The sequence below is a fragment of the Frondihabitans sp. PhB161 genome, from assembly GCF_003814635.1.
Taxonomy (GTDB): Bacteria; Actinomycetota; Actinomycetes; order Actinomycetales; family Microbacteriaceae; genus Frondihabitans.
This window is the reverse complement of record NZ_RKQW01000001.1, coordinates 1,775,059-1,791,889: the sequence shown is the minus strand read 5'-3', so window position 1 is coordinate 1,791,889 and position 16,831 is coordinate 1,775,059. Positions and strand designations below refer to the sequence as shown.

At 67.9% G+C, this 16,831-nt stretch carries 10 protein-coding genes; 9 read left to right on the top strand and 1 reads right to left on the bottom strand.

What is annotated here, in order from left to right:
• The first annotated feature begins 52 nt into the window (after window positions 1-52).
• From rfbB to EDF39_RS08495, 6 genes are all read left to right on the top strand, one after another.
• On the top strand, window positions 53-1,039 hold the full coding sequence (gene rfbB / locus EDF39_RS08520; RefSeq protein ID WP_055959418.1) for a dTDP-glucose 4,6-dehydratase: 987 nt from the start codon (window positions 53-55) through the stop codon (window positions 1,037-1,039).
• Window positions 1,036-1,899 (top strand): dTDP-4-dehydrorhamnose reductase, encoded by an 864-nt coding sequence (gene rfbD / locus EDF39_RS08515; protein ID WP_255410112.1) that lies wholly within the window; start codon window positions 1,036-1,038, stop codon window positions 1,897-1,899. The genes rfbB and rfbD overlap by 4 nt, the downstream gene beginning before the upstream one ends.
• Window positions 1,900-2,178: 279 nt before the next feature.
• Window positions 2,179-3,552, top strand: coding sequence for a hypothetical protein (locus tag EDF39_RS08510; protein WP_123942088.1), 1,374 nt, complete (start codon window positions 2,179-2,181; stop codon window positions 3,550-3,552).
• Window positions 3,549-5,066 (top strand): glycosyltransferase family 2 protein, encoded by a 1,518-nt coding sequence (locus EDF39_RS08505; protein ID WP_123942086.1) that lies wholly within the window; start codon window positions 3,549-3,551, stop codon window positions 5,064-5,066. The genes EDF39_RS08510 and EDF39_RS08505 overlap by 4 nt, the downstream gene beginning before the upstream one ends.
• A gap of 50 nt (window positions 5,067-5,116) precedes the next feature.
• Window positions 5,117-7,771: a glycosyltransferase family 2 protein gene (locus EDF39_RS08500; protein ID WP_123942084.1), complete on the top strand. Its 2,655-nt coding sequence runs from the start codon at window positions 5,117-5,119 to the stop codon at window positions 7,769-7,771.
• A gap of 13 nt (window positions 7,772-7,784) precedes the next feature.
• Window positions 7,785-8,861 (top strand): glycosyltransferase, encoded by a 1,077-nt coding sequence (locus EDF39_RS08495; protein ID WP_123942082.1) that lies wholly within the window; start codon window positions 7,785-7,787, stop codon window positions 8,859-8,861.
• 38 nt (window positions 8,862-8,899) lie between these two features.
• Here the strand turns inward: EDF39_RS08495 and EDF39_RS08490 are convergent, their stop codons facing one another.
• Window positions 8,900-10,669 (bottom strand): glycosyltransferase family 2 protein, encoded by a 1,770-nt coding sequence (locus EDF39_RS08490; protein WP_123942080.1) that lies wholly within the window; start codon window positions 10,667-10,669, stop codon window positions 8,900-8,902.
• A 127-nt stretch (window positions 10,670-10,796) separates the two neighbouring features.
• Between EDF39_RS08490 and EDF39_RS08485 the strand changes: the two genes are divergently transcribed.
• The 3 genes from EDF39_RS08485 to EDF39_RS08475 all read left to right on the top strand — a co-directional run bounded on the left by EDF39_RS08485 (window position 10,797) and on the right by EDF39_RS08475 (window position 16,818).
• Window positions 10,797-12,395 carry an endonuclease/exonuclease/phosphatase family protein gene (locus tag EDF39_RS08485; protein WP_123942078.1) on the top strand — a complete coding sequence of 533 codons (1,599 nt, stop codon included), beginning with the start codon at window positions 10,797-10,799 and terminating at the stop codon, window positions 12,393-12,395.
• A 101-nt stretch (window positions 12,396-12,496) separates the two neighbouring features.
• On the top strand, window positions 12,497-14,164 hold the full coding sequence (locus tag EDF39_RS08480) for a DUF563 domain-containing protein (protein WP_123942076.1): 1,668 nt from the start codon (window positions 12,497-12,499) through the stop codon (window positions 14,162-14,164).
• 50 nt (window positions 14,165-14,214) lie between these two features.
• Window positions 14,215-16,818, top strand: coding sequence for a CDP-glycerol glycerophosphotransferase family protein (locus EDF39_RS08475; protein WP_123942074.1), 2,604 nt, complete (start codon window positions 14,215-14,217; stop codon window positions 16,816-16,818).
• The last annotated feature ends 13 nt before the right edge of the window (window positions 16,819-16,831 follow it).

The following is a 16,831-nucleotide window of genomic DNA, read 5'->3' as shown; positions in this document are numbered from 1 at the left end:
TCCTGCCCCCTACTATGGATTCGATCGACGCTCGCGACCGAAAGACATCCTTATGCGCATCCTCGTCACCGGCGGAGCCGGCTTCATCGGCTCCAACTTCGTCCGGCGCACCCTGCAAGACGCCTATCCGGGCCTGGAGGGCGCCGAGGTCGTCGTCCTCGACGCCCTGACCTACTCGGGCAACCTCGAGAACCTGGCTCCCGTCGCCGACTCGCCCCGCTACCGCTTTGTCGAAGGCGACATCCGCGACGGCGCGCTGCTCGACACGCTCTTCCCCGACGTCGACGCGGTCGTCCACTTCGCGGCCGAGTCGCACGTCGACCGCTCGGTGCGCGACGCCTCGATCTTCGTCGAGACCAACGTGCTCGGCACCCAGCAGCTGCTCGACGCGGCCCTCCGCAACGACCTCAAGCGCTTCGTGCACGTGTCGACCGACGAGGTCTACGGCTCGATCGCCGAGGGCTCGTGGGCCGAAGACCGCCCGCTCGAGCCGAACTCGCCGTACTCGGCGTCGAAGGCCGGCTCCGACCTCCTCGCGCGCAGCTACCACCGCACGCACGGCCTCAACGTCTCGATCACTCGCTGCTCGAACAACTACGGGCCGTATCACTTCCCCGAGAAGGTCATCCCGCTGTTCGTCACGAACCTCATCGACGACAAGCACGTGCCGCTCTACGGCGAGGGCAACAACATCCGCGACTGGCTGCACGTCGACGATCACTGCCGGGGAATCGCCCTCGTGCTCGTCAAGGGCGAGGCCGGCGAGATCTACAACATCGGCGGCGGCACCGAGCTCACCAATAAAGAGCTCACGCAGCTACTGCTCGACGCGACCGGCAAAGACTGGTCATACGTCGATCGCGTTCAGGACCGCCTGGGCCACGACCTGCGCTACTCGGTCGACATCTCGAAGATCCAGCGCGAGCTCGGCTACGAGCCGCAGGTGCCGTTCGAGCAGGGGCTGAACGACGTGGTGCAGTGGTACCGCGACAACCGCACCTGGTGGGAGCCGCTGAAAGAGCGCGCGGCCCTCGCGTGAGCCCGACCCAGAACCTCCGCTACCTCGTGACGGGCGCCCGGGGCATGCTCGGCACCGACCTCGTCGAGGCGCTCTTCGGCCGCGACGTGACCGTGCTCGGCCGTGCTGACCTCGACGTGACCGACCGCGCCGCGGTGCTCGACGCCGTCGAGGGCCACGACGTGGTCTTCAACGCCGCCGCCTACACGAAGGTCGACGACGCCGAGACGCACGAAGACGAGGCGCTCCTCGTGAACGGCACTGCAGTCGAGCTGCTCGCCGAGGCGACCGCGACGCACCGCGCGAAGCTCGTGACGGTGTCGACCGACTACGTCTTCGATGGCCAGGCCACCGAGCCCTACGCCGAGACGACACCACTCGACCCGCTGAACGCCTACGGCCGCACCAAGGCCGCTGGCGAGGTCGCTGCCCTCGCGGTCAACCCCGCGGGTGCCTACGTCGTCCGTACCGCCTGGCTGTACGGCCAGCACGGTCCGAACTTCGCAGCGACCATGCTTCGGCTCGCCGCCTCGCACGACACGGTCACCGTGGTGAACGACCAGGTCGGTCAGCCCACCTGGACGTCCGATCTCGCGGCCCAGCTCGTCGCGCTCGTCGACGCCGATGCCCCTGCCGGCATCTACCACGGCACGAACTCGGGCCGGGCGTCGTGGTTCGACTTCGCGCGCGCCGTGTTCAGCGAGGCCGGGTTGGATCCTGAGCGCGTTCTTCCGACCGACAGTGCCGCATTCGTGCGCCCGGCCCCGCGCCCCGCTTTCAGCGTGCTCGGGCACGACGCGTGGGCTGCTGCCGGCCTCGCGCCCATGCGGCCCTGGCAGGAGGCTCTCGCCCAGGCCTCGGCCGAAGGGGTCTTCGCGTAGCTGGCTTTCGCTCCGCACGCCGCGTGCCGAGTGCCGAGTGCCGAGTGCCGCCTAATGCCGGCAGAGCCTTGGCCGGGCCAGCATTACGGGGCACTCGCGGCCCCGCGCTCGCTCGGAGCCCCCGGGGCCCCGCGCCCACTGGCAACACCAGCGCGAGCCGCCGAGAGTGGCCAAATCGCCGCCCGCCGAACGAACAGAAGCCGATTTCGGCACTTTCGCCAGGCCGCAGCGGCGAGCGACCGGGGCACCACGCCGAGAAAGCCCTAGGCTCGAAACCGTATGAATCTCACGAAAATCGGGCGACTCGTCTCTGACCTGGCACGCGTCAACCGCTCCTACCTGGCCGACTCCGACTACCGGAATGTCGCCCGCGAGCGCCTCGCCCCCACCTCCAGCCCGAATCGCGCCGTCGAGCGACGTGAGATCGCCGCCGCTCCCCCGGAGGCGCGGCCCTTCCACGGTCTCTCGGAGACGAGCCTCGCCCTAGCCGGCATCCACAGCACCGGCAACGGCAACGCAAGCAGCAGCAGCAGCAGCAGCAGCAGCAGCAAGGGCGCGAGTACGAGCCCCGCCCTCAACATCGTGATCGGCGAGGTCCGCGACGGCGCCACCTTCGCCGGCATTCAGACGGCCGTCTCGTTCGGCGTCGCCCTCGCCGAGGCGCTCGGGCTGCCGGTGCGCGTCGTGATGGTCGGCTGGACCACCCCCGGCAACTCGTCCGCGGCCGCAACAGAGGTGCTCCGCGAGCGCTTCCCCGGCAAGCGCATCACCGTCGTCGCCCGCGAAGAGATCTCGAAGGCCGACTTCAGCGACTCCGACCTCTGGCTCGCCACCCACTGGAAGACCGCGCATGCCATCTCGGTGGCGGTCACGGCCGGTCGTATCGACCCGCAGCGTGTCGTCTACCTGGTGCAGGATTACGAGCCCGGCTTCAGCCCGTGGTCGACCGAGTTCGCTCTGGCCCGCGCCACGTATCACGCGGAGTTCCGCATGGTCGTCAACTCCTCCCCCTTGCAGACGTATCTGCGGCAAGAAGAGGGTCTCGAGATTCCCGACGACCTCGTCTTCGCCCCGCACCTCGACCTCGATCTGCTCCGCCGCGTGGCCGCCGAGCGTTCCCATGACGACGTCGTGCGCGTGCTCTTCTACGGCCGGCCGAACAAGCATCGCAACCTGTTCCGCGTCGGCATCGCCGCGCTCCGCATCGCCGTTCGAGAACTCGAAGGATCCGGCATCGCCGTCGAGTTCGCCAGCGCCGGAGAGCTGCACCGCGACGTCGAGCTCGGCGGTGACGCCAAGCTCGAGAGCGTCGGAACCCTCCCGTGGGACGACTACTTCCGTTTCATCGCGAGCCGCAACGTGGTGCTGTCGTTGCAGCTCAGCCCGCATCCGAGCCACCCGCCGTTCGACGGGGCGATCTCGGGTGCGCACGTCGTGACGAACGAGTTCGCCGGCACGCGCGCCGGCGTCCATCCGGGAATCGACGCCGTCGCGGCCGATCCCGAGGCGCTCGGCCAGGCGGTGGCTCGTGCCATTCGGCGGGCTGCAGCCGATGGCCCCGCCGGCTTCCGCGACCTTGAACCGGGTGCCCTCGGCGGCACCCTCGACCAGGTCGTGGCCCGCCTCGCGACCCTGCTGGGAGGCGCCCGATGAGCGTTCTGATCGTGGTGCCGGTGTACGGCGACCTGCCGTCGGTGCTGGAGTGTCTCGATGCGCTGGTGACGACCGTCGATCTGGCGACGCATCGGATCCTGCTCGTCAACGACTGCGGCCCCGATGTCGACGCGATCGAGAAGGCTCTGCTCGAGCGCATCGACGGCGTGGCCGGCGTGCGGTACGAGCGGAACCCCGAGAACCTCGGATTCGTCGGCACCTGCAACCGCGCGGTTACCGAACTCGACGACACCGATGCCGACGTGTTGCTGATGAACAGCGACGCGGTACCGACACCCGGGTTCCTCGACGAGATGCTCGCTGTGCTGGACGCCGATCCGCGGCACGGCGTGGTCACGGCCCGAAGCAACAACGCGACGATCGCGAGCCTGCCGTTCCGGCTCACCGACCCGAAGCGGGAGCGCACGTTCGACCGCACCCGCGAAGTGCATGACGCGCTGCTGCCGTATCTGCCGCGCTGGTATGAGCCGCCCGTCGCGATGGGTTTCTGCTTCCTCACCCGGCGTGACCTGATCCTACGTTTCGGCCTCTTCGACGAGGTCTTCTCGCCGGGCTACGGCGAAGAGAACGACTACTGCCTGCGCCTCGGCGAGGCCGGTTTCGTCTCGACGATGGCGAACCGGGCCCTGGTCTTCCACGAGGGGTCGAAGAGCTTCGTCGGTGCACGCCGCAACACCCTGCGCACGGCGCACCAGCGCGAGCTCGACCGTCGCTATCCGTATTACGGGGCGGCTGTGCAGTCGTTCCTGCGCCATTCGGTCGCCCCAGCAGATCGTTTTGCCGACCTGGTCGTGCCGGTGGGCCCGCAGCGGATCGTGCTCGACCTGCGCGCCGGGGTCGCCCTGCCCGCGGCGCTCGACGCGTTCCTCGCGGCCTTTCCCGCCTCCGACTGGTCGCGCGAGATCCTCGTCGACGATGTCGCCGCGGTCTCGACGTCCGGTGCAGCAGTACCCGCCGACGTCAGGGTCGCGGCCGATGCACACGACGACGACCTCGTGGCGGTGACGGTGCTGCTCGCCGAGCGGGTGACGCCCCGATCGCTCGTGCGCGCGCATCGGCGCTCACTGCACCTCGTGGCCGTGTCGGGCGACGGTGTGCCGGATCCTTCGCTCTCTCACACGACAGACGAGGATCCGACGGCCGTCACCCCGTCACCGTGGACCGATGCCGCGTTCGTCTCGCGCTCGCGCGACGCGACGCCCGTGCTGCGGCAGCATGCAGCGGCCACCGTCGTTGACGGCGATTGGGCCGCTGCTGCCGCGGCGCTCCGCTCGGCGCTCGATTCGCCTCTCGCCGACCGGATCGCGGCCCTCGACGCTCGCTGGCGGGATCTCGCTCTCGTCGACGCCGCGATCGACGACGGCGGCCCCGAGTCGGGTGCCGAGGTCGAGCGTCTGCGCGCCGAGCTGCGCGATCTGCGGGCCAGCCGCACGTTCCGTACCGGGGAGGCAGTAGCGCGGCTGGTGCCGAAGCTCCCCGGGCGCAAGCGATGAGTGGCCCGGAAAGTCGACCGCGTCGATCGGGCGCTGTCGTTCTGCGGCAGATGGCTCGACGGCTCAGGCCTGCCCCGCCGCCCCTGACCGTCGAGGATCGCCAGCTGCGCTGGGCACGGCGGATCGTCGAGTTCGGAATCCTCGACCGCGAGTACTTCGAGACGATGGTCGGGCGTCGATTCGACTCCGATATCGCCGCGATCGAGTTCTACATGCTTAACGACGGCAGCCGAGGTCTGTCGCTGTCGCCGCTGATCGAACCGGAGTGGCTGAACGACCAGCAGCCCGATTCGCGTTTCAGCTGGTACGACTTCCTGCATCAGGAGTCGACCGATCTCGTCGCGACTTCGCCGGTGTTCGACGCGGCCCGCTACGTGGCGGAGCTCGACGAGACCGACCGCGCCGCCGTCACCACGACGCTCGGCGCTCTTCAGCACTTCGTGCGGCACGCCGACTCGACCACGCTGATGCCGGTGTCTCCCGGTCGCCGCGGCGAGCGCCCCACCTGGGGCCGGGAGCGCGCCCGCTCCCTCTCCGTCGCCCGCGCGTTCGCCGATTCGCAGCACCGCACGCGGCGGCGCTACCGTCCCGAGTGGGGCGGCGCCGACACGGCCGAGGCGCGCACGCGCTACGCGGCGGGGCTCGCTCGCCTGCAGGCCGAGCGGCCACTCGTCTCGATCGTGCTCCCGACCCACAACCGGGCGGCGCAGCTCGAGCGCGCGATGCTGTCGGTGTCCGATCAGACGTATGACAACTGGCAGCTCATCGTCGTCGACGACGGCTCGACCGACGAGACCCCCGCCGTCGTCGAACGACTGTCGGCCCGTGATCCCCGAATGACCCCCGTGGCGCAGGCGCCCGCGGGAGCGTCGGCTGCCCGCAACACCGGGTTGGCCGCCGCGACGGGCACGCACATCGCGTTTCTCGACTCCGACAACGCCTGGCGTTCCACGCACCTCGAGCTGGCGCTGGCGGCCTTGCTTCAGGAGGGTGCGAGCGCCGTCCACACCGGCCTCCGCATGATCGGTCTCAACAACACGGGCGATGCCGCCGACGAGTCGAAAGAGACCTTCCGTGGCGAGGAGGGCGACTGGAGCGACCTGGTCGCGGGCAACTTCATCGATCTGAACGCGCTCGTCGTCGAGGCGTCCGCGGCACGATCGCTCGGCGACTTCGACACGACCCTGAAGCGGTGGATCGACTACGACTACGTGCTCCGCCTCTCCCGCGACTTCGGGGTGCCGCGCTACGTCGATCACCTCAGCGTCGACTACGACAACACCTTCGATCCATCCCGTCTCTCGTCGCGCGAGGGCGCGTCGTGGCAGGAGGTCGCGCTCGCATCGAACGTGATCGACTGGGCGGCCCTCGCCGATGCGGCGCCCGACCGCCCGGCCGACCTGGTGTCGATCGTGATCCCCGTCTACCGCGAGTGGCGGATGACGCGTCGGGCGATCGACGCGGTCCTCGCCGACGCCGACCGCGGCGGTGCCTCCGACCGAGAAGGCGCCTCCGACAGCGACAGCGCGTCCGACCACGGTGCCCCGCTCCGGGTCGAGGTCGTCGTGATCGACAACGCCTCCCAGCGGAGCGTCTCCGCGACCCTCGCCGCCTGGTTCGCCGCCGAGCCCCGCGTGCGCATCCTCCGCCAGGATCGCAACCGGAACTTTGCGCTCGGCAGCGACCTCGGCCTCGCCGCGTCGACTGGTGCCCACGTGGTCATGCTCAACAACGACACCGAGGTGCAGCCGGGGTGGCTCGCGCCTCTGGTCGACGAGCTGTCGGATCCTGCGGTCCTCGGGGCGCAGCCCCTGTTGCTCTACCCGAACGGCACGGTGCAGGCCGCCGGCACCGTCTTCGGCGGCGACAAGGTGCTGCCGTGGCACTTCCTGGCCGCGCACCCCCGCAGCGATGCCGCGCGGGCCGACCAGCGCTCGTTCTCGGCGATCACGGCGGCGGCGGCGATCTTCCGCGCCGGCGACCTGATCCGCTGGCGGGGCTTCGACCCGATCTTCGCCAACGGACTCGAAGACGTCGACCTGTGCCTGCGCGCCCTCGACGAGCGGCCGGAAGGTCGCTTCTCGGTCGTGCCCGAGTCGGTCGTCGTGCACCACGAGAGCGTCGCGCCCGGGCGTTCCGACGCGCAGATCGCGAACCGCCGACACTTCGACGAGCGCTGGCAGGGCCGGTACCCGCGCATCGAGGCGTCGCGCTACGCCGCCGCAGGGCTGCTGCTGGCCGGCATCGAGGCGGGCGAGCCGAAGGGGCACGACGTGCTGGTCAGGTCGTCGCGCCCGCTGATCGTGCGGCCGCCACGGGACGTGAGCGAAGGATCCTGGGCTGGTCGCCCTTCGCTCCGCTGGTCGCTGAAGCACGAGGCCTCGACAATCGCCGAGGCCGACGCCCTCGCGTCCCGACTCCACGACCTCGGCCAGGAGGTCGTGCTCGACGCCCCCCACGCCTGGTATCGCTCGTCCGCCTCGCTCGACGACGTGGCGGTGGCTCTGCTCCGCGACGGCCGGTTCGTGCCGCAGCCGGGGGCGGTCAACGTGCTCGTCGACCCGGCCCTCGCATCCGACCCGCTCGTCGCGCCGGCGTTCCGCCTGCAGATCGGCGCCGGGGCGCGGGTGTCGGCGCAGGCATTGGACGACCGAGAGCGGCTGATCTTCGAGGCCCTCGGAGCGGGCGACGGGCTCGATCGATGAAGGCCGCCGTCCGATGAAGACCGTTGCTCGCGTTCTCGTCTTTCCCGCCTACCGCGACAACCCGTACATCAACCTGCTCGGGCTCGCGGCGAGAGGTCGCGGGTACGCCCTGATCGACGAGACCCGACTCGAAGGGCTCGAGCGGACGGCCGCGAGCCTTGGGGCTGGCGACGTCGTGCACCTGCACTGGACCACACCGGTCGTGCAGCGGGCCGAGACGGTCGAGGAGGCCTCTGGGCGTCTGGATCGCTTCCGAACCGCCATCGATGCGGCGGCCGCTCGCGGTGCCAGGATCGTCTGGACGCTCCACAACGTCGTGCCCCACGACGTCCGCCACGACGAACTCGAGCTCGCACTGTGCCGATACCTGGCCGACCGCGCCGACGTCGTCCACGTCATGACGGCCGACGCCGTCGAGGCCGCCGCCCCCTCGTACACGCTCGATCCCGCCAAGGTGGTGGTGATTCCGCATCCGAGCTACCAGGGCGTCTACCCGTCACAGCTGTCTCGGCACGACGCCCGGGCGAGCATCGGGCTAGGCGCCGACGAGCGCGGAGTGCTCTTCTTCGGGCAGATGCGGCCTTACAAGGGCCTCGACACCCTGTTCGCGGCTCTCGGGCGCCTCAGGGCGACGGCCGTCCGGCCGGTGCTGCTGCTCGCCGGCAGCGTGACGGAGGCCGATCGGCTCACGCTGGAGGCGATTCTGCCTGCCGGAGTGCGAGTCGTCTGGCACCCGGGGCACGTTGCCGATGCCGACGTCGAGAAGTGGCTGCGAGCAGCCGAAGTGCTGGTGCTGCCGTACCGTCGGATCCTGAACTCAGGCACTCTGCACCTTGCCGCGACATTCGATCTGCCCGTGGTGCTGCCCGACGAGCCCCACCTTCGGGCGGCCTTCGGCGGCGAGACGTGGATCCGATGGTTCGATACCGAAGACCCGGTCACCTCGATCGCGGGTCTGCTCGACGACGAGGCGACGTACGCCGTCGACAGTGCGGCGACCCGCGACTTCTCCCACCGGCTCTCGCCCTTCACGATCTCGACGCGCTACGCGGATCTGCTCGACCAGCTGCGCGCGACCGACGCCGTCTGAGCGACGGCCGCGCTGCTCATGCGCTGCTACCGCGCTGCTCAGCGACGGAGCCGAGCCCGTGCCTTCGCCCGGAGACCCGACAGCACCCCGCCGCGCGATGCGTCTCGGTAGTCCAGCAGAAACACCCAGCCGTTCTTGCGGTCGCTCAGCGGCTGCAGGGCCGACCCCTCGGGAACCGGCGGCAGCGGCATGCGAGCCGTGACCACCGCGTGCTCCTGCGCGCCCACCGAATTGCCGGCGGTGAACCGCACGAGCACCCGGTAGCGCCCGGGCGTCGGCAGCTCCTGGGCACGGACCTCGGCCGACCATCGGCCCTCCTCCAGCGCGAGGGCGAGAGGGACATCGTCACCGGCGTCGGGCCGCAGCACGAGCACGGCGCCCAGGAGCGCTTCGGGCCACGGGGCGGGCCCTGCGAGTAGCAGCCGATTCGGCTGCACCTCAACACTCTCCACGACGAGAGGCGCCGCTCGACGCACGAGCGACACCCGCCGCACGGCATCGGCGTCGCCGGCCCGGACGGCCTCGAGCATCCAGCGGAGGATCTCCGACTCGACGCCGCCCTGCTCGAGCGTCGAAATCGCCGTCGTGCCCGCCAGAACGCTGACCACCGGCACGAGGTCTTCCACGGCCGACAGCGCCGCGTCATTCGCCAGCGTCGTGAGGGGCCCGTCAACCGCGAGGCGTTCCAGGTCGATGGACGCGGCCGGCTTGTGCTCCAGCGCCGCGAGCGCGCGGCTCCACTCCTCCAGAGCCGCGGAATCGTGCAAACGCTCGTCACGCGCACGGGCCGAAGAGCGGGCGAAGGATCGCGCACGCCCGATCTCCCCCGCCTCGACCAGGGCGAAAAGGGCACGCCGATCGGCCGTCGCACTCTCGAACGCGTCGCGCGGAACCACAGCGAGCATTGCGGCCAGCGCCTCGGCGACCTCGGGGCTTAGAACCGCTCGCTCCTCGAGCTGACGGAGGTAGGTCGAGAGGTGGACCCAGCCGTCGGCGTCGAAGACGAGGCGCGAATACGAGGCGGTCACGGACGGGTCAGAGAAGTCGGCGACGATCTCGGCGCAGATAGCTTCCTGGTCGAAGTAGAGACGCGCGGCGACGTCGGCGGGGGTTCCGGCCGTCATCGACGTCGTTCCGGGCCGGTCACGGTACAGGTAGACGCACGACGCGACGACATCCATCGATGTGGCCAGAACGAACGACCTCGTCATCGGCACCATGTCGTCGTTCCGCGGTATCTCGGGGAACGCGAGCGCGTTGCCCTCCCAGAACGAGCGGCGGAAGACCCGGTTCCAGGCGGCGCGGCCGCTCACGAGAGCGGGCACTGTCGACGGGGTGACGCCCTGCAGGTCGGTGTCGAACGGATGCCATCGGGCAGTGGGGCTCCAGGTCGAGCCGGGTGAGAACTTGAGGTGGTCGCCGATCGCGAAGTCGGAGCCGCTGCTCTCCAGGCTGTCGACCAGGGCCGAGTAGGCGCCCTGCGGAATGAGGTCGTCGGCGTCGGCGAAGACGAGGTACCGACCCGACGCGAGGAGCGCGCCCTCGTTGCGAGCCGCCGCGGCCCCGATACCGGAAGCACGGTGGTGTCGAACACGCCCGTCGCGCTCGGCGGCGGCCGCGATCCGGTCGCCCGTCTCGTCGGTCGACCGGTCGTCGACCACGATCACCTCGAGCGAGTCGACTCCTGCTCCGAGCACGCTGTCGAGCAATTCGTCGATCCACGGCGCGACATCGCGGGCGGGGATGACGACGGAGAGCAGAGGTGCGGGGGGAATGAGGATCTCCTGGGGTTCAGAATCACGGTTCACTCTCGATTGTGCTGCATAGCACCCCGTTCGGCTTCGGTGTACCCCTTTCGAGGTTCTGGTGTACCCCCGCGCGGGTGCCTAAGCTGACCGCGATCATTCTTCTCATCTACTGAAATCGGGTTCATAGATGTCTCTCGCTCTTCGTCGCGGCTCGGTCGCGGTAGCCCTTGCCGCGGCACTCGTCGTCGCGGCCGTCGCACCCGCGCAGGCGGCTTCAGCGCCGGCTCGTGTCACGGGCGCCCACGTGAACAGCCAGTCCTGGGCGAATCGGACGGTCGCGCTGTACTGGAAGGCCGTCCCCGGGGCGACCTACTCGACGAAGTGGTCGACGTCGACCTCCTTCTCGTCGGCGAAGTCGAAGAAGTCGACCGCCGCCAAGGTCTCGGTGGGGCCGCTCAGCCCCGGCAAGACCTACTACGCGGTCGTTCGAGCGATCAAGGCGGGCAAATCGGGGGCCTACTCGGCTCGAGTTACTCTGACCCTCAAGCCCGGCTACACCGGCCTGTTCTCCTCCGTCTCGGCCAAGGCCGCGACGGGCGGCATCACCATCAAATGGGGAGCCGCGCCCTACGCCACCGACTATCGCGTCACGTCGTCGGCCGGGCCGGACAGGAGCCGGAGGCCCGACTACTGGGTACCGAGCACCACAGCCTGGTTCTCGGCGTTCAATCCCGTCACCAAGGCCCGAAAGATCACCGGCAAGGCGAGTCAGCTCACCTCGACGCCCTATGGCAATCCGATCTACGCCCAGGTCCAGGCACGCAGCACCATCAAGCCGTCGGCCCACCTGCGCGACTCGGCTCAGGTCATGGCCTGGCCCGCTCCGACCAAGCCGGACTCCTCCGGGCTCGGCGTGAAATTCGCCAGTTACAACGTGGAGTGCTCGGGCTGCGAGAAATCGGGCACGGCGAAGTGGCCGACTCGTGGGCGAGTCATCGCGCAGAACATCAGTGCGCAGGCTCCCGACGTGTTGGCAGCGGTCGAGGCCAGTGGAGACTCCGACGGCAACCCCTCGAACCCGCAGCGCCAGGTCTACCTCGATCTCGATTCGCGCCTCTCCGCCCTGAAGCTCACCGACAGCGACCCGGCCCCAAGTACCTCGAACCAGGGCAACCGGCTCTACTACAACCCCTCGAAATTCACACTCGTGTCGAAGGGCTGGCTCTCGGGTATCCGCGACTACAGCAAGGCTGACACGCACTCCACGAACACCCCGTGGGCGAAGCTGCAATCGAAATCCGATCCGAAAACGCAGTTCTTCGTCGTCGCGGCCCACTTCAGCATTCCCACGACGTCGAGCAAGAACGAACGCAAGACGCTTCTCGGCAAGAACTCCGCACAGTTGCTCAAGGCGCTCAATGCCAAGAACACGACCCATCTCCCCGTGATCCTCGGTGGCGACTTCAACGACAACAGGTACCCGGAGGGCCGTATCGACGGCGCTCAGCCCACCCTGATCCGCGGCGGCTTCTACGACTCGTCAGCGTCGCTCCATCGTTACGGCACCTACAAGTCGACGTACAACAACTCGCAGTCACCCTCGAAGCAGATCTCAGACCGTAACGGCGACGGCCAACGAATCGATTACATCCTCACGCAGGGAATGCGGGGCAGTCAGTCCTTCACGAACGTCTGGAACCCGAAGACCGCGGCCGGTAAATCGCTGTCGCTCGTTCCGTCGGATCACAATCTCATCACCGCCGTGCTTCGCGTTCCACGTAAATAGCACAAGGGAGACTGCGGCGTTCCTTACATTGCTTATATGAAACACGGAGCACTAGTGAGAGATCCAAATGGTCGGCACCGTTGCGGCCATATGATGTCTACATGATCTTCGATCGTCGGCGATCTCCTGATATCGCCTCAGGGGGCTCATCTACGGAGCTCGTCGACTTTCCCGAACTATCGGGAGCGGGCGCCGTCGTCGCGATCGCAACTGAAGACACCGCACCGGAGTTGCTGTCCGCGCTCAAGGCGCTGCTCGGAGATCGCCTTTCGCTCTTGCAGGTTGAGGACGGCGCGAAGCTCTTCGACGAGCCCGCCTCCGTGGCAGAAGGGCTGTCGCAGCGCCTGGCCGAAATCGGTGCCGTGCAGTGCATTCTCGATCTGCGAGTGGCGACGTCACTCGAGCGAATCCTGCTCTGGGAATGGGCTTTCCTGCACGTGATCGAAGGGGGCTCCTACGTCTCCCCCGTGGAGGTCAGCGAGCCCGATTGGGTGGCCTCCCTCGATGCTCTCGTCGGACGGCATCGCCCCGTCCGGGAGCTCCGCATGCTCGGCGACGCGCTCGGGAGCAGGACGATTCGATCGGGCTACGTCGTCCTGACCAAAAAAGGCGAGCACCTCTTCAAAGTCCGCGAGGCTCGAGCGAACGCACTTCTCCCCCTCCGCCTCGGCCCTAAAGCCCCCACGATCATCACGAAGCTCCCCCACGGCGAGCACACGTCACAAACGATCGTCATCCAGCACGGCACCGGGCAGACGATGCCCGACACGACGTTCGCGTACTCGAATCGGACCCTCCGCCGGTACGACACCGAGGTCAGCCTCGGCGACACCATGCTGTCGACCATCGACAACACAGTCCTCCCCTCGTCGTTCCGGTTTCCCTGGTCGGGCAGTGACGTCAACGGCGCGCTCGTCAACGTCACCAAAGAATTCGCGACTCGGCAGTCACCGGCTCACGACGCCGTCTCTCTGCCGGGTGCTTTCTACGATCTGAGCCCGTCCGTACCGGGGCACTTCGGGCACATCATGACGGAGTCCGTTGCCAAGCTCTGGGGATGGGACGAAGCCCGGAGGAGGGATCCTCGTCTCCGGGCGATCTGCCGAGTACCCGCCGCCGACCACGACCCGGTCGTCGAACGCACCCTCTTCACCGCATTCGGCATCGACGAGGCAGACATCGAGTGGGTCGACTCCGATGTGGTCGTCGACTCGTTCGTCTCCGGCTCGCTCCTCTGGCAGAACTTCGCCACCCACCACTTCCACCCGGCGATTCGCGAGACCTGGAACCGCCTGAGACGGGAGCTCGTCGTCACGGATGAGAACGCCCCGCAGAGAATCTTTGTCTCACGGACCCTCTCGAGCACCAACAGATCCTGTCGGAACGCGGCCGAGGTCGAGGCCCTCTTCGAACGCAACGGCTTCGTGGTCGTGAACCCGGAGGCCCTCTCCGTCGGCGAGCAGGCGACCCTCTTCGGAAACGCCGACGTGGTCGCCGGGTTCGCCGGGTCGGGCATGTTCAGCATGCTCTACGCGGAGCATCTCACGAACGTTCTCGTGCTCTCGCAGGACTCCTACACCGCGCGCAACGAGTTCCTCTACGCGACTGCTCTGGCCGATCGGGTCGACTACTTCTGGTCGAAAGCGGACATCGCCCACGGCACGAGGTTTTCGGAGGAAGCCTTCCACTCATCCTGGGAGTTCGACCTCGCGCTCCACGAGACGTGCCTCACCGACCTTCTTCAGCAAATCGATCGAGACGCCCAGTGACGCAGCCCCACTCCCGCCGATTCGGATCAGACACCGCACCTCCCTCGGGCATGACCATCATCGTGCCGGTCTACAACGTCGCGAGATACCTTCCTCGTCTGCTCTCGTCGCTCTCACGGCAGACCGTGGACATCGCCTCCGTGCAGGTCGTCTTCGTCGACGACGGCTCGACCGACGACAGCCTGGCGATCGTGACGCGGTGGGCCGAGAGGCCAGGCGGATCTCGCATCGTGGTCGAGCAGGTGAATGCGTGGGTGTCGGCCGCCCGTAATGCGGGCCTCGCGGTCGCGACCGGTCGCTGGGTCACCTTCGTCGACGCGGACGACGAGTTGGGCGACACCTATCTCGCCGAGATAGCGAAGATGCTCGCCGCGCACGATGACGGCGATCTCGCTCTGGTCGTCGCCCACCAGCTGCGAATGGACGATTCCGGCCGGCTCACCGACAGCCACAGCCTCCGCTTGAAATTCAGCCGTGGCTCGCGAGTGGTCGACATCCGGCGCGAACCCCTCGTCCAGATGAGCGTCAACTCCGCCTTCTTTCTCCGACACGTTCTCGACGAGAACGGGATCGCGTTCGATCTCCGCATCAAACCGGTCTTCGAGGACGCGCACTTCGTCGCGAGGTACCTCCTGGCGTCGACGTCGCCCAAGGTGGGCCTCGCGGCATCGGCGAAATACCACTACCGCACCCGCAACGACGGCACTTCGCTCATGCAGACGCACTTCGACAAGCCGGAGAAGTACACGAGCGTTCTGCGGCACGGTCACCTGGAACTCCTGACCGAGGCGGCCAAGCAGGGTCCGATTCCCCGGTGGCTGGAGAACATGGTTCTCTACGACCTCTTCTGGTATCTCCGTAACGAGCAAGACACCTCCTCCCGGAGCGCCGCCGCTCCCCCGGAGGTGTTCGACGAATTCCACGGGCTGATGCGAGAGATCGTGCAGCGCCTCAGCGCGGAGTCCATCGCCTCCTTCGCCGTGATGGGCGTCGACGACCTCTATCGACGGGCGCTCCTGGCCGGCTACACGGGCTGGCTCGAGCACCCCCACCACGTCGTCTTCGGCCCCGTCGACGAAACAACGCAGCTGATCTGTCTCAGCTACTGGTTCGTCGGAGAGCTGCCGCACGAGCGGATCTCGGCCGACGGAGCAGAGATAGTCGCCGAGCACGAGACGGTGCAGGACTTCACGTTCTACGGCCGCGTGCTGCTACGCAAGCGGGTGCTCTGGGTCGCCCGGGGCGGCGGGCTCCGGCTCGCCGTCGCCGGACGCTTTCTCGACTTCCAGGCCGACGACGATCTCGCCCCCGAATCCGTCCTCACCGAAGCCCGGCTCCGACCCGCCATCCTCCGGCAGCGACCCGTCGGTGTGGAACCATTTGTCGACCTGGAGACCACGATCTCGAGGCACCTGTCGTCGACGGTGCGTGGGGTCGCGCGATCGGTTCGACAGACGCTCTCTCGAGCGTCGATGCAGGACCACCGGTTGGCGCTCGAGGCACGCTCGTCGAAACGGCGAGCCCTGTACGACCACGCGTGGGTCTTCATGGACAGGGATACCGACGCGGGTGACAATGCGGAGCATCTGTACCGGTACGTTCGCCAAGAGCACCCCGAGATCAACGCCTGGTTCGTCTTGAGGCGCGATTCACGGGATTGGTCTCGACTGGCCGCCGAGGGCTTCCGCCTCGTGGAGTACCAGTCCGACGACTGGCGGATCCTGCTGCTGCGGGCTGATCACCTCGCGTCGTCCCACATCGACAGCTATGTCGTCGATCCCCTCGACGAACGACGGTACGGGCGTCCGCACTACCGCTTCACGTTCCTCCAGCACGGCGTGATCAACTACGACATGTCGCGCTGGCTGAACACGAAGAATCCCGATCTCTTCGTGGTGACCACTCCCGCCGAGCACGCGGCGATCGCCGGCCACGGCCCGTACCGGTTCTCCTCGCGCGAGGTGCGCCTGACGGGGTTGCCTCGACACGACGCTCTTCTGGCCAAGAGAAGTGCCGTCCCGCCCAACGACCGACGTCTCTTTCTCGTCGCTCCGACATGGCGCAAAGACCTCCTCGGCGAGCAGCGTGAGGGCTCGAACGAGCGCTCTCGGTTGGAGGACTTCTCATCGAGCAGCTACGCCACCCACTATGCCGAGCTCCTCGGCGACCCCCGCCTCAAAAGCGAGCTCCAAAGCCGGGGGCTCGAACTCGCGTTCATGCCTCATCCCAACATCCGGCCGTATCTTGACTCGTTCGGCCTCGGCCCCGACGTGACAGTCCTCGACTATGCGACGAGCGACATCCAAGACGTCCTGGCACGGACAGCCGTGTTCGTGACCGACTACTCGTCTCTCGCTTTCGATGCAGCTCTCCTCTCCATTCCGATGATCTACTTCCACTTCGATGCTGACGCCTTCTTCGACGGCAGCCATGCCCGTCGCGGGTACTTCTCGTATCTCGACGACGGCTTCGGGCCGGTCGCGACGACGGTCGACCAGGTCGTGGATGCCGCGACCTCGGTCGACAGCGGATCGGGCGACCCTTCACCCCTGTACGAGACCCGGATGACCACCCAGCTGGTCTTCCGAGATGGCAACAACGCGGGTCGTGTCGTCGATCGGATGCTCGAGCTCGACCAGCGCGGCCCTCGGTGACACCGTCGGCCGC

Coding starts and splice junctions, on each gene's coding strand:
- rfbB (WP_055959418.1), top strand. CDS start 53: ATGCGCATCCTCGTCACCGGCGGAGCCGGCTTCATCGGCTCCAACTTC.
- EDF39_RS08510 (WP_123942088.1), top strand. CDS start 2,179: ATGAATCTCACGAAAATCGGGCGACTCGTCTCTGACCTGGCACGCGTC.
- EDF39_RS08505 (WP_123942086.1), top strand. CDS start 3,549: ATGAGCGTTCTGATCGTGGTGCCGGTGTACGGCGACCTGCCGTCGGTG.
- EDF39_RS08500 (WP_123942084.1), top strand. CDS start 5,117: ATGGCTCGACGGCTCAGGCCTGCCCCGCCGCCCCTGACCGTCGAGGAT.
- EDF39_RS08495 (WP_123942082.1), top strand. CDS start 7,785: ATGAAGACCGTTGCTCGCGTTCTCGTCTTTCCCGCCTACCGCGACAAC.
- EDF39_RS08485 (WP_123942078.1), top strand. CDS start 10,797: ATGTCTCTCGCTCTTCGTCGCGGCTCGGTCGCGGTAGCCCTTGCCGCG.
- EDF39_RS08480 (WP_123942076.1), top strand. CDS start 12,497: ATGATCTTCGATCGTCGGCGATCTCCTGATATCGCCTCAGGGGGCTCA.
- EDF39_RS08475 (WP_123942074.1), top strand. CDS start 14,215: ATGACCATCATCGTGCCGGTCTACAACGTCGCGAGATACCTTCCTCGT.